This is a genomic window from Candidatus Lernaella stagnicola (assembly GCA_030765525.1).
Taxonomy (GTDB): domain Bacteria; phylum Lernaellota; class Lernaellaia; order Lernaellales; family Lernaellaceae; genus Lernaella; species Lernaella stagnicola.
The window spans coordinates 291,724-307,460 of the sequence record JAVCCK010000027.1 but is presented as its reverse complement, the minus strand read 5'-3'; the positions used below and the strand labels follow the sequence as shown (position 1 = coordinate 307,460).

Here is a 15,737-nt window from a genome sequence, read left to right as displayed (position 1 = left end):
CTCAGAGAAAAAAATGAACAGAAAAAAAATCGTGAGCGGTCTTCTCGGGGTATTTGTCATTGTGGCGATCCTTGGCGGGCTGTTAATCGCGAAAAAAGCTTCCGAAGCTGCGGAAACGGATACCGAAATGGACGAAAAAAAGCTCCAACGAAAAGTAAAAAACCGCCTGGCGGATGAAAAAAGCCCCTATTTGCAGCAACATGCGGAGAATCCGGTGGATTGGTACCCCTGGGGCGAGGAGGCGTTCGCCCGCGCTCGTGCCGAGGACAAGCCGGTCTTTCTTTCCATCGGCTATTCGACCTGCCACTGGTGTCACGTGATGGCGCACGAGTCATTTGAAGACGAGCAGGTCGCGGCGCTGATGAACGAGGCTTTCATCAATATCAAGGTTGACCGCGAGGAGCGGCCGGATATCGACGACCTCTATATGACCGCCTGCCAAATGATGACCGGCTCCGGCGGTTGGCCGTTGACGATCATCATGACGCCGGATAAAAAGCCTTTTTTTGCAGCCACTTACATACCCAAGGCAAACCGTTACGGGCGCTTGGGGATGATCGAGTTGATCCCACGTATCGTCGACCTGTGGCGTAACGAGCGGGAGAAGGCCGACGAGGCTGCGGAGAAAATCGTCGTTCATCTGCAAAGCGCGACGGCGGTTGGGCAATCTGACGGCACGGAGATACTCGATCGGCGGCATTTCGAAGCGAGCGCGCGGGTGCTGTGGGAACGTTTCGACACCCTCCACGGAGGATTCGGTGATCGGCCGAAGTTCCCCACACCCCACAAATACACGTTTTTGCTGCGCCATTGGCGGCGCACTGGAAATGCTCAATCGCTTGAAATCGTAGATAAAACGCTGTCAGCAATGCGCGCCGGCGGCTTGTTCGATCAAGTGGGTTTCGGCTTTCATCGTTATTCGACCGACCGCCAGTGGTTGGTGCCGCATTTTGAGAAAATGCTCTACGACCAGGCCTTGTTGGCCCCGACCTATCTTGAGGCGTATCAGGCGACCGGCCGCGCGGATTTCGCGCAAACGGCGCGGGAAATTTTCGCGTACGTGCGGCGTGACCTCAGCTCGCCCGACGGCGGTTTCTATAGCGCCGAGGACGCCGACAGCGAGGGGGAAGAGGGCAAGTTCTACGTGTTTACCCACTCGGAATTGCAGGAGATTTTAGGCGAGGAAGACGCCACGTTCGCCGCCGAAGTATTCGGCGCGCGGCCCGGCGGGAATTTTGTGGACGAGGCCGCCGGCGGTCCCACGGGCACGAACATTCTGCACCAGCCCTTCCACCGGGAGGAAATTGAGAAGCGCACCGGGCTCGATCACGCGGAGTTGGAAGCCCGCATGGAACGCATTCGTAAGCGGCTGTTTGCGGCGCGGGCCAAGCGCGTGCGGCCCCATTTGGACGACAAGGTGCTCACCGATTGGAACGGGCTGATGATCGCCGCCTTCGCGCGCGGCGGTCAGGTTTTGGATGAGCCGGAACTGACCGACACCGCCCGGCGGGCCGCGGCGTTTATCGAGGCGAAGCTTAGCGAACCGGACGGCCGCCTGCGGCACCGTTATCGGGACGGCGAAGCCGACATCCCCGGCTTTCTGGACGACTACGCGTTTTATGCCTGGGGGCTGCTCGAATTGTATGAAGCCACGTTCAATACGGCGTACTTGCAACGCGCCTTGGAATTGACCGGCCACATCATGGCGCATTTCCACGACGCCGAAAACGGCGGGTTCTTTTTTAGCGCCGATGATGCCGAGTCGCTGCTCGTGCGTCGCAAGGATCTCAACGACGGCGCGCTACCGGCCGGTAATTCCGTGGCACTGTTCGTGCTCGTGAAGCTGGCCCGCTTGACCGGCGACGCCAAGCTCGAAGCGGTTGCGGCCGAGACCATCGACGCCTTCGCATCTTCGGTGAAGCGCACACCGGGGGAGTTCACGCACTTTCTCAGCGCCGTTGATTTCGCCTACGGGCCCTCGTTTGAAGTTGTGATTGCGGGCCGCGAAGGAGCGGCGGACACCAAGGCGTTGTTGCAGGCCGCGCGGAAGGTGTATCAACCGGCGATGGTCGTGGTGTTTCGCCCGACTGACGACGAGGCGCCGGCGATTGCCGACCTCGCCCCGTACGTTCGAGACTACGGTTTGGTAAACGGCAGCGCGGCGGCGTACGTCTGTGAGAAGTACGTGTGCAAGAAACCCACGACCGACCCGGAGCGCTTGGCGGCGTTACTTGTTCCCGGCGACGACTGAGCCTTGCGCGAACGCCGCGTGCCAAATGGCGCCGTGAATGTAGTAGACAACGTGGACCTGTTGGTCGCTTCCCAGCACCATATCGACCCAGTTTTCGCCGGCATAAGCCCAGGTGATGTTGAAGGGTTCGAAATCCGTGTGCGACCATGAACCGCCGGCATCGGTGGTGTAGCGGAAGGAGTTGGCATCCCAGGTGGCATAGGCGAGGTGCCGGTTCCCGTCGCCGTCGAGGGCCAGGGCGAAGTTGTATTCGCCGTCGTCGTCGATTTCCCAGGTCCCCCAGACGTCGCCGTCTTTTTCCGCCAGCATCAATCCGTCGGGATACAGGCCGTAGTAAACGATGGTCGGCGCGAAGGATGCGTCCACCCCGATTTGCACGCGGCTGTTCGTGGAACCGAGATCGGCGACCACTTCCTCCATCGTCCAATCGCCGTCGCGGTTGTGCAGGTAGAGGATGCGGCTACCGAAGGAGTCGCGCTCCACGATGTGGGCGTAACCTTCGGCGTCGAGCGCCAGATCTTTGCCCATGGCGTAGACCGTATCGTCGGTAACCTGCTCGAAGGTCCAGGAGCCTTGGTCGCGGATGCCGTACTGCACGTCGCGTCCGTACAGCCGCGCGAACAGCAAGTGCAATCGTCCCTCGGCGTCAAAGGCCAGTGAGGGGTCATGGCCGGTGTTGGTTGTCTGTTCGATGACTTCACGGGTCCAAACGTCGCCGTCTTTTGTCAGGTAGTGAAAGGCGTCGGCGGCATCCAGGTAAACCAAATGGGGCCGACCGGCGGCATCGGCAGCGATCGCGTGCTCGAGCGGCATGTCCGGATCGGAGTCGATCACCTCGCGCAGCCACGAGCCGCCGCGATTGGTGGCGTAAACGAAATCGCCGGTGAACTCGTTGGTGAACGCGACGTGAACGAAGGCGTCGGCGTCGACTGCGATGTCGGGTCTGCCGCGGGCGGAGCGGTCGCGGGCCAGGGTGGTACGCTGCCAGCCCTTGGCCGTGCGTCGCGCCAGGTGGATCGTGTCGCCATCGTAGACTTTGTACGCAACGCGGGGGGTTCCGTCGGCCGTGTCGATCATGTGTGTCGGCACTTCGGGCAAGCTGTTCGCGATGGATTCGTTGCACCAGTCCTCGCCGTCTTCATAGGCGTAGCGCAGGTTGATGCCGGCGAAATAGGAAACGTGCCGGCTTTGGTCGGCGGCGATGGCCATCGTCGCGCCGGTATTTTGGAACCCGACGCCGGCAGCTACGACTTCGGTTTGCCAGCCTTCGCCGTCGTTGGTGTTCATCTCGACATTCGGTAGCCAGCGGGCGGTGCCGACGTAGTGAACGTTGTTCGACGCGTCGACCTCCAAGGCGTTTTTGCTTTCGACCATGCGTTTCGGCAACAAAGACAACCGCCAGCTTTTCGAGGCCGTCGTGGCGTAGCCGACGTACATCTGCGGCGGTCGACTGGAGGTGATGTATTCGAACACCACGTGTTCATAGCCGTCGCCGTCCACCACGATATTGGGCACGTAGCTGAAACCGCCGATCGAGCTCAATTCCTCCGACGTCCAATCATCCTGGTCGCGGCGGCTGACGACGAGCACAGTTTGATAACCAGTTGTGCCGGCGATTCGCGCGATGTGCGGCTCGCCGTCTTCGCCCACGGCGATATCGACGTCCCCGTTCATGTAGCTGCCGGGGATACTCGTCACGTCCCATACGCCGGTTTCGTTATCGACGTGAAACAGGTCGGCATCGTGGCCGGCAACAAATGCGACGTGGACGCTCTGGTCGGGCGCCTGCGCAAAGTCGGCTTCGGTGGCGGCGGGCGCGACGAGGATCTCCTCGATTTTCGCGCCGTCGTCGCAAACCATGACGACACGCCGGCTCAGCAGCGTCAGCGCGCAGTCGCCGAACTGCTCGAGATGGGCGAAGTCGTGGAGGTAATACCAGCCCCCGGCCACCATTTCGCTCATTACGCCGTTTTGGGTTACTGGAAAGGTCGGTCCGAAGGCGTCGTCGTTGTTATCATCATCGTCGTTATCATCATCGTCATCGTCGTCATCATCATCGTCATCATCATCATCGTCATCATCGTCGTCATCGTCGTCATCATCATTATCATCGTCATTATCATCGTCGTCGTTGTCGTCATCATCGTCATCGTCGGGCGATGCATCGTCGTTGTCATCATCGTCGTCGTCGTCTAAACAACCTGTCATCAACATTGCGGTCGCGATAAATAACACAAACACAAAAGCGGTAAGCACCTTATCCATGGCAACACCCTCCCGTCGGCGTGAACATACCATACTCATATGTAAACAGGCAATCGACAGAAAGGCCGATCCCACTTGCGGTTTGACGCTGTGGGGCTGGAAAACTACATTGGAATCCAGGGGATCCGCGCCCACGTGTGCGAAGGAAGACCAAGTGGCTGCCCGCTCGACCTCGAGGGGGCGACCGCCCGCGCGAAAGTTGTAATAATCAAGATATGGAAAAGACCGAGGAGGCGTCCGCACTATGACCGACACCGTCCCACAGCTTGCCTCATTTCGGCGCTTTCAGCGTGAGAAGCTGGGCATCGACGCGGACCTCAGCGACGCGTTCCTTCGCTTCCATCTGCCGCTGGCCGAGCGCATCCTGGAAACACACCGGCCCGGCCGGATGCTCACCGTCGGCGTCAGCGGTTCCCAAGCGTCCGGCAAGTCGACCCTGGCGAAGATCCTGCAATTCGTCCTCGAAGAACGGGGGCTGCGCGTCGTACCGATGTCGATCGACGATATCTATTTACCCTGGACGCAACGACGTCGCTTGCAGGAACAGGAACCGGACAACCCCTACTATCAGGTGTCGCGCGGCAACCCAGGCACGCACGACGTGGCGCTCGGCGCCGCGACGATCGCCCATCTCGCCACCGCGGACGAGGCGGCCGTCACGCCGATCCCGGCGTTCGATAAGTCGCGGCACCAAGGCAAGGGTGACCCTCTACCGGCGGATCAATGGCCGACCGTGCGGGGCCGGCCGGACGTGTTCATTCTGGAAGGTTGGTGTGTGGGTATGTCGCGTCTGGAGGATGAGGAGTTGGCGCGTTTGAAGCAAAACGTGCCCGAGGCGCTGGCCTTCGAGCGCGAGCGCGATCCGGACGGTCACTGGGGACGGATCATCAACGACCGCTTGGCCGGCTACGAGTCGCTTTTTGGTTTGATCGATTTTCTGGTGCTGCTGCGTGTGCCGAGTTTGGCGAAAATCGTCGAGTGGCGGATCAAGCAGGAGCGGAGCCTGCGGGCGCAGAAAGGCGAGGGGATGAGCGACGCGCAGGTGGTCGAGTTCATTCGTCCCTACATGTTGCTCACGGGCGTACACGGCTTGCAGGTGTTGGGTGATCGCCGCTGCGAAGCGGTCGACGCGATCATCGAGCTCGGCGACGATCAGCAGCCAACGCGATGGGTTGAGGGGGGGCGACCGACCGGCCGTCGAGCTTCTTTGCCGGATGCTTGACTACGGTATGCTGGAAAAGCTTGAGCAGAAATATTTTCACATAAAACGCCAGGTTGTTTCGGGGTAGGTCGCGGAGCAACCGATAGATACGGTGCGGCAACAGCATGCGGTAAAGCACTTTTCTTTTGAGCCGATTGATTTTGCGCAGCGGCACGGTACTCAGGTTGATCGTCGTGCGCACGAAATTGACGTATCGCCAATCGCCGTTCGCCACCTCGGCGTCGAAATCCCTGGCCAGTTGCGAGCCGGGCAGCGGCATGACTTGGTTGATGCTGACCCACTGCGCGGGAACAGAAAAAGCCGTTCGGTATGTGTGTTTCATCTCTTCGTAGGTTTCGGTCGGAAACCCGAGCATGGTTGTCACGCGGACGAACACCCCGAGCCGGTACATCTCACGGATAGCGGCCAGCGCTTTGTCGATATTCAGGTTTTTACCCACGGCCTTTTGCAGACGTGGCGAGGCGGTTTCGATCGGCGCCAGCAGGCGGTCGAAACCGGCGCGGCGCATGAGGCGGATCAACTCATTGTCGAGGTGATCCAGGCGCAAGCCGTTGGGGAATACCAAGTGCAGCTTGTACGGCCGGTCGAGCAGCTCGTGGCAGATGGCCGCGGTGCGCTCGCGATCCAGGTTGAACAGGTCGTCGATAATCTGCAATTCGCCGATGCCGTAGCGGTCGACAAGCCAATCGATCTCGCGCATGACATTTTCCGCGCTGCGCGTGCGGTAGCCGCGACCCATCGCGTGGGCGCAGAAGCTGCAGTTGAACGGACACGAGCGCGAAGTCAGAATCGACGCCCACCGCGGATGCCGCCACATCAGGTCCATCGACGGTTTGCCGAAATACCGGGGCAGATCCACCGTTTCCCGATCGGGCAGGGGCAGGGCGTCCAAGTCGGCGATCTCGGGGCGGGGGCCGGTATCGACATACGCCGTTTCGGCCTTCACCCAAAGCCCGGCGACGCCGCGTAGGCCGCCTCCTTGCCGGTGGGCTTGGATCATCTCGGGTAGCGCAAACTCGCCCTCGCCCCGCACGATGGCGTCCAGATCCAGATACTCGCGCTGCTTCTCGTCGGCGAAGGCGGCCCCGGGTCCGCCACCCACCAGCAGGGCGTCGACGCTGCTTTCCCGCAAGCGCCGTACGCTTTCGGCGACCGAGTCGATATCCAAACTAAGTAAGGAGAAGCCCACGACGTCCGGCCGCCAGGTACTCACCAGGTTTTGCAGATGGTCCATCCAATGCGGGTCGATCACGCCGTCGATAATTTTGGTTTCATGACCGTTGCGGCGTAGCATCGCCGACAAATACATCAAGCCCATCGGCGAGGTTGCCATCACCTGCCACCTAGAATATGGCGCATGGGCACGCACAAAAAGGGCTTTGGCCATGAATATTACCCTGTCGAAAGGTTGGTTGCTCTACTATCCTGTAACAAAACCAGTATAAACGGCTGCACGGAATGTACAAGCGACCGTGATTTTTGGTATGAAGTCTCTATGTCGACCGCTTGATGAACGTGTCGGGCGCGAACCACAGTGCAGCGATAGAAGGAAGCAACGATGCGTAAACCGCACATCGGCCTGGTGATAATCGGGCACCCCAACGAAGTGGGTTTCGACCTCGCCGGAAGTTGCCGCGACCAGGCGGCGGCGGTGCTCGCCACGCTACCGATTACCAATTCCTTGATACCCCACGTCATCAGTGATATTGCGGCGGCCGACGCGGCCGGGGAGGTTTTGCGCGCCGCGGATATCGACGGCTTGGTGGTTTTGACCGCCACGTGGAGCGACGATTTTCTCGCCTTGCGTTTGGTCGAGCGGCTGAGTGTGCCGGTGTTTACCTGGGCGTTGCGGGGTGTGGAAACGGGTTCGCTTTGCGGCACGCAGCAACTCGACATGGTGCTGGCGGAACTCGGCCGACCGTACCGGTTTTGGTTCGGAGAGATCGCCGATCCCGAAACCGCCGCGGCGTTGGCGGATTTCGCGTTCGCCGCTGCTTTGGCCGCCGCGATGCGACGGCTGCGGATCGGATTGTTGGGACACCGCACCTTCGGCATGACGGAAATCGCGGTCGATGAAATCGGGCTGCGGCGGCGGTTGGGGCCGGAGGTCGTGCCGCTATCCATGCGACGTTTCGTGACGGCGGTCGATCAAGCGCCGTTGGCGGAGGCGACCAAGGCGTGGCGGCAGGCGCAAGCCGCCGCAAACGTGGAAGTGGACGACGAAACCGGGTTATACGCCGGGCGTGTACTGGCGACCTTGCGCGCCTGGATGGCGGAACATCGCCTGGGCGCGGTGGCCGTGGATTGCTACCCGGACTTCATGGGCCGGTTTTGCCTGGCGGCCTCGCAGTTGGCGGGCGAAGATTTGGTTGTGGCGTGCGAGGGCGATGTCAACGGCGCGGTGGCGCAGGTCGCGGCGCACTTTTTGACCGGTGGCCCCACGCACAATACGGATTTGCTCGATGTCGATGTGGCGGAGGGCACGGCGCTGTTTTCCCACTGCGGCTGCGGGCACCCGTCATTGGCCGAATCGCCGGCGGAGATTCGTTTGGCGCCGGTGCGCCTGGCTGATGAGGGGTTGTGCGTGCTGTTCCCGGGCAAGCCCGGTCCGGTGACGCTGTTGAATCTCGTAGGCGGCGGCGACAGCTATCGGCTTGGTGTGCTGGAGGGCGAGGCCGTGCGCACGGACATGGTTTTCCCGGGTAATCCGACCAAGGTGCGACTGCCCGGCGGCGGGCGTGAGTTTTTAGATTTTGTGGCGCGTCACGCGCTCGGCCACCATTGGATGATCGGCTACGGTCATGTGGGTCGGCGGGCGCGGTGGTGGGCCGAGCTGTGTGGATTAAACATTAAGAGTTACGGAGGCGATTTATGAAGCGGTGGTTGATTTTGATTTTGCCGGTGATGTTGTGCTGGGCCGCGACGGCGAGCGCGGGTGAGACTGTGGCCTCGAATTGTCGTTTCAACGGCAAGCAGCTTTGGGGCCGGGTGCAGATCGTCACGTCGTCTCCCGACGTGAAGGTGCAGGTTGTCGAGGCTTTTCCGGACTTGAACGTGAAGATCGTCAATTCGTTTCCCAGCGAGTGCGGCCAATGGCAGATGGTCGAATCGGGCGGCGACGTGAAGGTGCAGTTTGTGGAGGCCTTCGCCGACGTCAAAGTGAAGTTCGTGACGGCGTTTCCCGGCCTACCCAGCGGTCGTCGCGTGACGGCCGAGGACGAGGTTGCGTCGGACTGCACGTTTAAAAACAAACGGCTGTGGGGCAAAGTGAAAGTCGTGGAGTACGGCGAGGATATCAAAGTGCGGGCCGTGGAATACGGCGAGGATTTGCGCGTCAAGAAGGTGGACAACAGCGCCGATTCGTGCGGCGAGTGGAACTTCGTCGAGTACGGCGAAGATTTCAAGTTGAAATTCGTCGAGTACGGCGAAGACATCAAAATTCGTTTTGTGGAATCCTCGCCGGGACTAAAATAGGGGCAACTCGAAATAACCTTTGGGTCCGCCGGGCGTTTTTGGTACGATCGTTTCGAAGCACATCACACAAAATAGGAGTCGTGGCATGAAACGAAGCATACTCGTGCTGGCAGTGCTGTTATCCGCGTTGTTGATCTTGAGCGCGGGACCGGCGATGGCCAAGAAAAAGAAGAAGGGTAAGCGGGCTCGCGGCGGGCAGGTGGCCGCGGCATCGGTTGAAAAGGGCAACATCCTGCTGGGCGGCGATTTGAATTTCTCGCTTGAATTGGGCACCGAGACGACCGACCCCGACCAAGGCGATAAAGCCGACAACAAAATTTTCCGTTTCGGGATGGGTGCGCTGGGCGGTTACTTCCTGATGGACAGTCTGGAGATCGGCGGCCTGCTCATGGTGGATCGCGTATCCGAAGATGAAGACAAAGGTAAAACGGTTTCCACCGAATGGGCGATCGGCCCGCAAGCGGGTTATTTCTACCCGGTGGCAAGTCAGTTTTCGATTTTCGGTCTGCTCGGCGTGGGTTATGCCAAAACGACCAGCGAATTCGATCCCGACGCCAAGGGCGCCAGCAAGCAGACGATGGACCACGGCGGCTTTTTCCTGGAACCGCGTGCCGGTGGCGCTTGGCATCTGAACACGCACGTCGGCCTGTACGCCGCGCTTTTCTTCCGCTACTACAGCGGCTCGGGCACCGCCGACAGTGGCGCGTCCGACGTTGACTTCGACGTCAAAGAAAGCTTCTTCGGCCTGAAAGTCGGTGTGTTGGGCTTCCTGTAAGCCTTCACGAACCAAGGTTGTGACGCGGGCGCTACGGCGCCCGTTTTTTTATTCCGCGTCGATAATCGGCCAGTTGCGTTGTACGGCAATTTTGCGCAGTGGCGCGCTCGGGCGAACCGCCACCGGGTGGCCGACGGTTTCCAGCAGCGGTACGTCGGAGAGGTGGTCTGCGTAAGCGAAGGACGCCTGCAGGTCGATTTCATGCCCGCGCGATAGTTCGATCGCCGCGGTTTTCTTTTGCGGGCCGATGATCAAGGGACCGGCGGAGCGGCCGGTGCAAATGCCGTCGACCATTTCCAGGCGGGAGCACAGGAGGTGGTCGAAACCGAACTCCTCGACGACCGGCTCGAGGTAGTAGTCGATCGATGCGGAGAGCAGTACCAGCACGTGTCCGGCGTCGCGGTGTTCCTCGAGCTTGGCCAGCATCGCGGGCGACAGATTGGGCCGCAGCAAGTTTTGGTAGAAGGCGTTCGCCCCCTCGCGGAATTTGGCGATGGGTTGGCCGCGGTAATGGCCGAGGGCGAATTGCGTCAGGCGTTCGGCCGAAATCAGGCGCCATTTGTAGAGGTAGCTGGCGGCGATCACCCGCAGCAAGAACGAAAGGGAGACTTCGCGCTGTTCCCACATGTAGCGAAAGCCGAGCGAGCCGCTGTCGGTGCGCAGCAGGGTTTTGTCGAAATCAAAAAAAACGGCCGGGCGTCCCGACATCTCACTTGCCTCCGGGTCGGTGGAAGACGCAATATAACACGCGATCAGCGGATAGAGAAAAACGCGAAGGATATCCCATGCAACTACGCCTGATTCTGGCCGCGGCTCTGGTCGGCGTATGGATGATCGCTTGTGGCCCGCCCGCGCTCGCGCCGATTCTCAACCCCGACAACATCACGCCGCAACACGACGTGCGCTACTTTCAGGGCAAGGCAAAAGATGCGTGGCGGCACAGCGCGGACGTGTATCTGCCGGTGAAGGGCGAAAACTGGCCGGTGGCCGTGGTCATACACGGCGGCGGGTGGGTGACCAACGACAAGAGCGTAGTCGACAACATCGGCTATGCGTTTGCGCAGGCGGGCATCGCCACGGTGTGCCCGAACTACCGTTTGTTCCCGGCGAATCGGTATCCGGCGCAGGTGAACGACGTCGTGCAAGCCGTTGCCTGGACCAAGCGGGAAATGGGCAAGCGCGGGGCCGACGTCGATGATTTCACGCTCATCGGTTACAGCGCTGGCGCACTGCCGGTGGCGTTGGCGGCGTTGGACAAAAAGCACTTGGCGAAAGTCGGGCTCGATCCGAATCGCGACCTCACCCGCGTCGTGGTGATGTCCGGCGTGTACGACGTAGCCGACCTACCGCTGGGCGGGCGGCAGGTGTTCACCAACCGAACCGCGGTATGGCGCGACGCCTCACCGATTCGGCATGTGCGCGCGGGGGCACCGCCGATGCTGATCATGCGGGCTGAGCGCGACTGGAACGTAGGCGTGTCGATGAAAGAACAAAGCATCAAGTTTTATCGGGCGATGCGTTCGGTCGGCGCCGACGTGCGGATTGTGGAGATTCCCGATTGCGATCACGACCACGTCGAGGCGCAGGTGGGCCGCGATCCGCTCAGCCAGACGTATCGCGAGTTGATGGCCTTTATGGGCCGCGACGCGGCGCTCAGCGACTAGTACTCATCGTAACGAATCACGAAGCCATGTTCGGCGACCCGGCCGGTGACATACACGCCGCCCTCGCCGACTAGGTCGATACTCAACGCCCTCGCGTCGCGCGCGCTGCCGCCATAATCGGCTGCCCAGATCAGGCGGCCCGCCGGTCCGATTTTCGCGGTAATCGCATCGTCGTACATACCGCGCCGGGTGCCGCCGACCAAGTAAATCGAACCATCATCGCCGACGATCATGTCCGAGAGCGTATCGGTGTCGTTCTCGCCGCCGTCGTAGTATTTACTCCACACCGTTTGGCCATATTTCGTGATGCGCACCAACATGATGTCCTGGTCGCCGTTCAACTTGGTTGCCATGCCGCCGACAATCACATCGCCGTTGGGCGCCGCAGCGACTTTCACGATGGTTGTGTCGCTGTACTCGGGCGAAACGAAATAGACCAGCCAACGTTCGGCGCCGCTTTCCGGTGAAAGGGCGACGAAAACGCCCGTGGAGTGCCCGCTGGGAGCTCCGCCCTCGCCGCCGACATAAACCCGGTCGTCGGTGACGGCAAGGGTGACGGGAATGAGGTGTGCTTTTTCGCCGTCGTTGAGCGTATACGTCCACTCCCAGCTTCCTTCGGCGTCGGCTTTTGCTACATAGAATTCCCGGTAACCACCGATCGCGTACGAATTCCCGGCTTCATCGACGACGAGTTCCTGCGCCGGGTAGTTTCGGTCGCGCTGCGCCTCCCATTGAAACCGCCCATCGTCGGCGCGGTAGTTACGGATCGTGAAAACGTGAATGCCGGGTTTGAAAATGCCGTCGGAACCCACGGCGACCAAGTCGCCCGCCGGATTCAGTGCGGCAGCGGTAGTCTTACCGAACGCATACATCTGACCGTCGGACCACATTCTGTCGCCGTCCGCGTCGTAGGCTGAAGCGCCCATGGAAGACATGTACCAAATGCCGTCACTCGTCAACGCCTCGCCCACGATGAAGGATCGTCCCGCATTGTCGACTACCAAATCGTTGACTCGAGACATGTAGGACTCGTCGAACACACCGTACCGCCGCCACTGTTCCACGCCGTTCACGGCGAATTTGGTCAACTGGAAAAAGGCTCCGCTAATGCGGTTCAGGACAAGGGCATTGCCGTCGGGATCTGTCACTACTCGAATGCCCTTGTGAATGAAGTTCAGACCGCCCGACAGCGTGTCGGCCCAGGTGATCTCGACGTTGCCGTAGATCGATTCGGTTTGGGCGGGAACGGCCGATAGGCCGACGGTCAATAGGGTGAGGCAGACAACAAAAATCAAACGCTTCCACACAAGTTCGCGGCCGTTGGACCGCAGCACTGTTTCCATCATGGCTCAGTCCTTTATAAAACATAAAATATCTAACAAAAGGCATATCATATTCAGTCCGAAAAGCAACGACGCACAAAATCTTCGGCGGCCAAATTGCGCGGGGCGATGAGCCGGGTTAAGATACGTGCTCACCGAAACACCGGGGATGACATAGTGCGACAACTGAGAAAACGGAAAAAGACAACGCTGTCATGCCTGTTGGTCATGATGTTACTGATCGCCCTTGCGGCGTGCGCCCCGCCCGACGATAACCACAACTCGCCCGTTACCGGCGACGACGACGACCCGTTCGCGCCGGACGATATCACCGACAATGTCGACGACGATGACGATGACGATGAGCCGACCGACCGCGTCGGCACTTCGCGTCGTGAAGGGTATGCGCTTGACCAGTATCTGTTGGACATCATGGAGCGGACCCATTTACCCGGCTTGGCGGCCGCATTATTGCGCGACGGGCACGTTGTCTGGGCGACTCATTTGGGAACCGCCGACTTGGACAACGGGTGGCCCGTGACCGACGAGACCTTGTTTCTGGTCGGCTCGCTGTCCAAGACCATCATCGCCACCGCTGTGATGCAGTTGTGGGACGCCGGGTTGGTGGACCTCGACGTGGACGTGAATCAATACCTGCCGTTTGCCGTGCGCCATCCACGCTTTCCCCAGATGACGATTACCTTGCGGCACCTGCTGACCCACACCGCAGGCATCCGCGATCAAGAAGACACGATGCGCGAATGGATCGGGCCCGGCGACAGCGATCTCCCGTTGGGCGGTTTCCTGCGCGCCTATTTGACCGAGGACGGCGAACTCTACAAGGAAAACCACTTCTGGGATTATCCGCCCGGTGGTCGCTGGAAGTACAGCAACATCGGGGCCTCGTTGGCCGCGTACGTGGTGGAGGAAATCACCGGCACGCCGTACGCCGCCTATTGCAAGCGATTTGTTTTCGGCCCGCTGGGCATGACCGATTCGAGCTATCGGCTGCGTGACCTGGACTCGGCTATGGTCGCCATGCCCTACGAGTACGAGTTCTTCCCGGCGGGTTACCTGGCGCTGGGGCATTACGGTATGCCGTACTACCCGGCCGGAACCGTGCGCACGACCGCGCCGGAACTCGCCCGCGTGATGATCATGATGCACGGCGGCGGCGAAATCGACGGTGAGCGCGTACTTTCCCGCGAGGCGGTGGCGGAAATCATGCGCCGCCCGTACCCGGAGCGATGGCCGCACCAGGGCCTGCTTTGGTACTACGGCGCGTACGACGGTCGGGAAGTTTTCGGTCACCAAGGCGGCGGCATGGGCGTGGCTTCCAAGATGTTTTATCGGCCGGAGGACGGTGTGGGCGTGGTCTTGTTGGCCAACGGTGCCTGGGGCGGATTGTGGGAACGGCTGATCATCGAAGGGGCGATGTTCCATCTGTTTCGGGCCGCCGAACGCATCGGCCGACAACTGTATGATCCGGAGACAATGAACTATTGATATCGTCGTGCATTGACACGTACAGAAAAAAACGAAGAAACTGTGCATAATAAGGGCAAATGATGGAGTGAAGGATTACCGAGGCGAGTGAGGCGTCAACATGAGCGAGCCGGACAAGCCCCAAAGCCGCCCGCCCGACACGGTGGACCCTAAGCCGCACATCCGTGAGAAATCGGCTACTTGCCCGGTATGTGGCGAACACACTCTTCGGGGCTACTTCGTCGACCTGCCTTCCGGGAAGATCGATTACAGCCATCTTTTCCTGCCCGTGCTGCGCGACCGGTATTCCGTGGAAGGCGCTGCCGCGCTGCCCAACCTCACGTTGCTGGACAACTATATTTGCACGAATGACTTGTACTGTTATGTCGGCAAAGTCGACGTGCACGAGACGCGCAAGGGGACCCGCTTCGACTTGACGCCCAACGATTTCTACAAGGGCCACGTGTATTTGAAGTCCGATCGCGAGGCGGTAGTCGGCCGGCGGCTCGCCTTTTTCCTCGGCGCGCTGCAATACAGCAGCCTCGACGCGCGGGAGATTCTGCCGCCCGAGGACACGGACCTGCAATACGATAAGATCGAAACGCTTGTGCGGTATCTGCTGGATGTTACCAACGACAACGTGCCCTTGGACCACGAGCGCACCTACCGCGTATTTCACACCCTGGCGACCGATCTGGAATGGAACATCGTCGCCCCGGCCATGCGCGATTTGCTGATTTCCCCGAAGCTCGCCGGTGCGATGATGGAACTGCAATTGGCGGATTTGCTGTACCTGCATCGCCGCACCGCGGAGCGCAACCGCACGCGCATAGACTACCCCGACCTATACGACACGCTGCACACTTACCGCGAACTTTGTCGCGCCGGCGAGTCGTTGGATGACTTGCTGGCGGGCAACGTGCTGTTTCAATGCCTGAAAATGGCCGAGCATTTTGTTGATCAGCGGCGTTTCAATCTGCTTCATATCGCGTTCGACATCAGCGCCTACCAAGTGCGGGTCAAGTCTCGCATGGGCTCGGACATCAACCGGAACCTGGACAAATTGGCCGGTAACGCCGACGTGATGCTCTACCTCAACGTGCGCTTGGCGCGCGATCTGGGCGTGGATAATCCGCAGGAGGAAGCCGCGATTCGCTTGCTTCGGCGGCGTCTGGAAACCATCGGCGATTATGCCTTCGCCGGGCGCAGCAAAGACTCGGTGAGCATTGCGCGCCTCGGCTCCTACCTCAAGAAGTTCGTCGCGGACCTTTGATCCATT

General features: G+C 60.3%; 12 protein-coding genes. 8 read left to right on the top strand and 4 right to left on the bottom strand.

Translation table 11 applies throughout. The annotated features are described in order from the left end of the window. Positions 1-13 precede the first annotated feature (13 nt). Positions 14-2,251: a thioredoxin domain-containing protein gene (locus P9L99_13065; GenBank protein ID MDP8224287.1), complete on the top strand. Its 2,238-nt coding sequence runs from the start codon at positions 14-16 to the stop codon at positions 2,249-2,251. On the opposite strand, the gene P9L99_13060 is transcribed toward P9L99_13065, so the two are convergent. After that, on the bottom strand, positions 2,228-4,516 hold the full coding sequence (locus P9L99_13060) for a hypothetical protein (protein ID MDP8224286.1): 2,289 nt from the start codon (positions 4,514-4,516) through the stop codon (positions 2,228-2,230). The two genes, P9L99_13065 and P9L99_13060, sit on opposite strands and share 24 nt — an antisense overlap. Positions 4,517-4,760: 244 nt before the next feature. Between P9L99_13060 and P9L99_13055 the strand changes: the two genes are divergently transcribed. Continuing rightward, positions 4,761-5,738, top strand: a complete 978-nt coding sequence (locus P9L99_13055) for a hypothetical protein (GenBank protein MDP8224285.1) — start codon at positions 4,761-4,763, stop codon at positions 5,736-5,738. Here P9L99_13055 and P9L99_13050 read toward each other — a convergent pair. Beyond that, complete coding sequence (locus P9L99_13050; GenBank protein ID MDP8224284.1) at positions 5,650-7,071, bottom strand: radical SAM protein; 1,422 nt, start codon at positions 7,069-7,071, stop codon at positions 5,650-5,652. The two genes, P9L99_13055 and P9L99_13050, sit on opposite strands and share 89 nt — an antisense overlap. A gap of 225 nt (positions 7,072-7,296) precedes the next feature. On the opposite strand from P9L99_13050, the gene P9L99_13045 reads away from it, so the two are divergent. The 3 genes from P9L99_13045 to P9L99_13035 all read left to right on the top strand — a co-directional run bounded on the left by P9L99_13045 (position 7,297) and on the right by P9L99_13035 (position 9,987). Then, positions 7,297-8,613 carry a hypothetical protein gene (locus P9L99_13045; protein ID MDP8224283.1) on the top strand — a complete coding sequence of 439 codons (1,317 nt, stop codon included), beginning with the start codon at positions 7,297-7,299 and terminating at the stop codon, positions 8,611-8,613. Beyond that, positions 8,610-9,212 carry a hypothetical protein gene (locus P9L99_13040; protein ID MDP8224282.1) on the top strand — a complete coding sequence of 201 codons (603 nt, stop codon included), beginning with the start codon at positions 8,610-8,612 and terminating at the stop codon, positions 9,210-9,212. The genes P9L99_13045 and P9L99_13040 overlap by 4 nt, the downstream gene beginning before the upstream one ends. Before the next feature lie 85 nt (positions 9,213-9,297). Next, positions 9,298-9,987: an outer membrane beta-barrel protein gene (locus P9L99_13035; protein MDP8224281.1), complete on the top strand. Its 690-nt coding sequence runs from the start codon at positions 9,298-9,300 to the stop codon at positions 9,985-9,987. A 48-nt stretch (positions 9,988-10,035) separates the two neighbouring features. Here the strand turns inward: P9L99_13035 and P9L99_13030 are convergent, their stop codons facing one another. Beyond that, on the bottom strand, positions 10,036-10,695 hold the full coding sequence (locus P9L99_13030) for an HAD family hydrolase (GenBank protein ID MDP8224280.1): 660 nt from the start codon (positions 10,693-10,695) through the stop codon (positions 10,036-10,038). 77 nt (positions 10,696-10,772) lie between these two features. Between P9L99_13030 and P9L99_13025 the strand changes: the two genes are divergently transcribed. Then, positions 10,773-11,651 carry an alpha/beta hydrolase gene (locus P9L99_13025; GenBank protein ID MDP8224279.1) on the top strand — a complete coding sequence of 293 codons (879 nt, stop codon included), beginning with the start codon at positions 10,773-10,775 and terminating at the stop codon, positions 11,649-11,651. Here the strand turns inward: P9L99_13025 and P9L99_13020 are convergent. Then, positions 11,648-12,997: a hypothetical protein gene (locus tag P9L99_13020; GenBank protein MDP8224278.1), complete on the bottom strand. Its 1,350-nt coding sequence runs from the start codon at positions 12,995-12,997 to the stop codon at positions 11,648-11,650. The genes P9L99_13025 and P9L99_13020 overlap by 4 nt on opposite strands. Positions 12,998-13,150: 153 nt before the next feature. On the opposite strand from P9L99_13020, the gene P9L99_13015 reads away from it, so the two are divergent. Next, entirely contained in the window at positions 13,151-14,479 is a 1,329-nt protein-coding gene (locus P9L99_13015) for a serine hydrolase domain-containing protein (protein MDP8224277.1), read from the top strand. A 100-nt stretch (positions 14,480-14,579) separates the two neighbouring features. Further along, positions 14,580-15,731 (top strand): hypothetical protein, encoded by a 1,152-nt coding sequence (locus tag P9L99_13010; GenBank protein ID MDP8224276.1) that lies wholly within the window; start codon positions 14,580-14,582, stop codon positions 15,729-15,731. Positions 15,732-15,737: the final 6 nt, after the last annotated feature.

Bases quoted from the DNA above. Each gene is read 5' to 3' on its own strand.
- P9L99_13040 (MDP8224282.1), top strand. From the start codon at position 8,610: ATGAAGCGGTGGTTGATTTTGATTTTGCCGGTGATGTTGTGCTGGGCC.
- P9L99_13025 (MDP8224279.1), top strand. From the start codon at position 10,773: ATGCAACTACGCCTGATTCTGGCCGCGGCTCTGGTCGGCGTATGGATG.
- P9L99_13030 (MDP8224280.1), bottom strand. From the start codon at position 10,695: ATGTCGGGACGCCCGGCCGTTTTTTTTGATTTCGACAAAACCCTGCTG.
- P9L99_13050 (MDP8224284.1), bottom strand. From the start codon at position 7,071: ATGGCAACCTCGCCGATGGGCTTGATGTATTTGTCGGCGATGCTACGC.
- P9L99_13045 (MDP8224283.1), top strand. From the start codon at position 7,297: ATGCGTAAACCGCACATCGGCCTGGTGATAATCGGGCACCCCAACGAA.
- P9L99_13055 (MDP8224285.1), top strand. From the start codon at position 4,761: ATGACCGACACCGTCCCACAGCTTGCCTCATTTCGGCGCTTTCAGCGT.
- P9L99_13060 (MDP8224286.1), bottom strand. From the start codon at position 4,516: ATGGATAAGGTGCTTACCGCTTTTGTGTTTGTGTTATTTATCGCGACC.
- P9L99_13020 (MDP8224278.1), bottom strand. From the start codon at position 12,997: ATGATGGAAACAGTGCTGCGGTCCAACGGCCGCGAACTTGTGTGGAAG.
- P9L99_13035 (MDP8224281.1), top strand. From the start codon at position 9,298: ATGAAACGAAGCATACTCGTGCTGGCAGTGCTGTTATCCGCGTTGTTG.
- P9L99_13010 (MDP8224276.1), top strand. From the start codon at position 14,580: ATGAGCGAGCCGGACAAGCCCCAAAGCCGCCCGCCCGACACGGTGGAC.
- P9L99_13065 (MDP8224287.1), top strand. From the start codon at position 14: ATGAACAGAAAAAAAATCGTGAGCGGTCTTCTCGGGGTATTTGTCATT.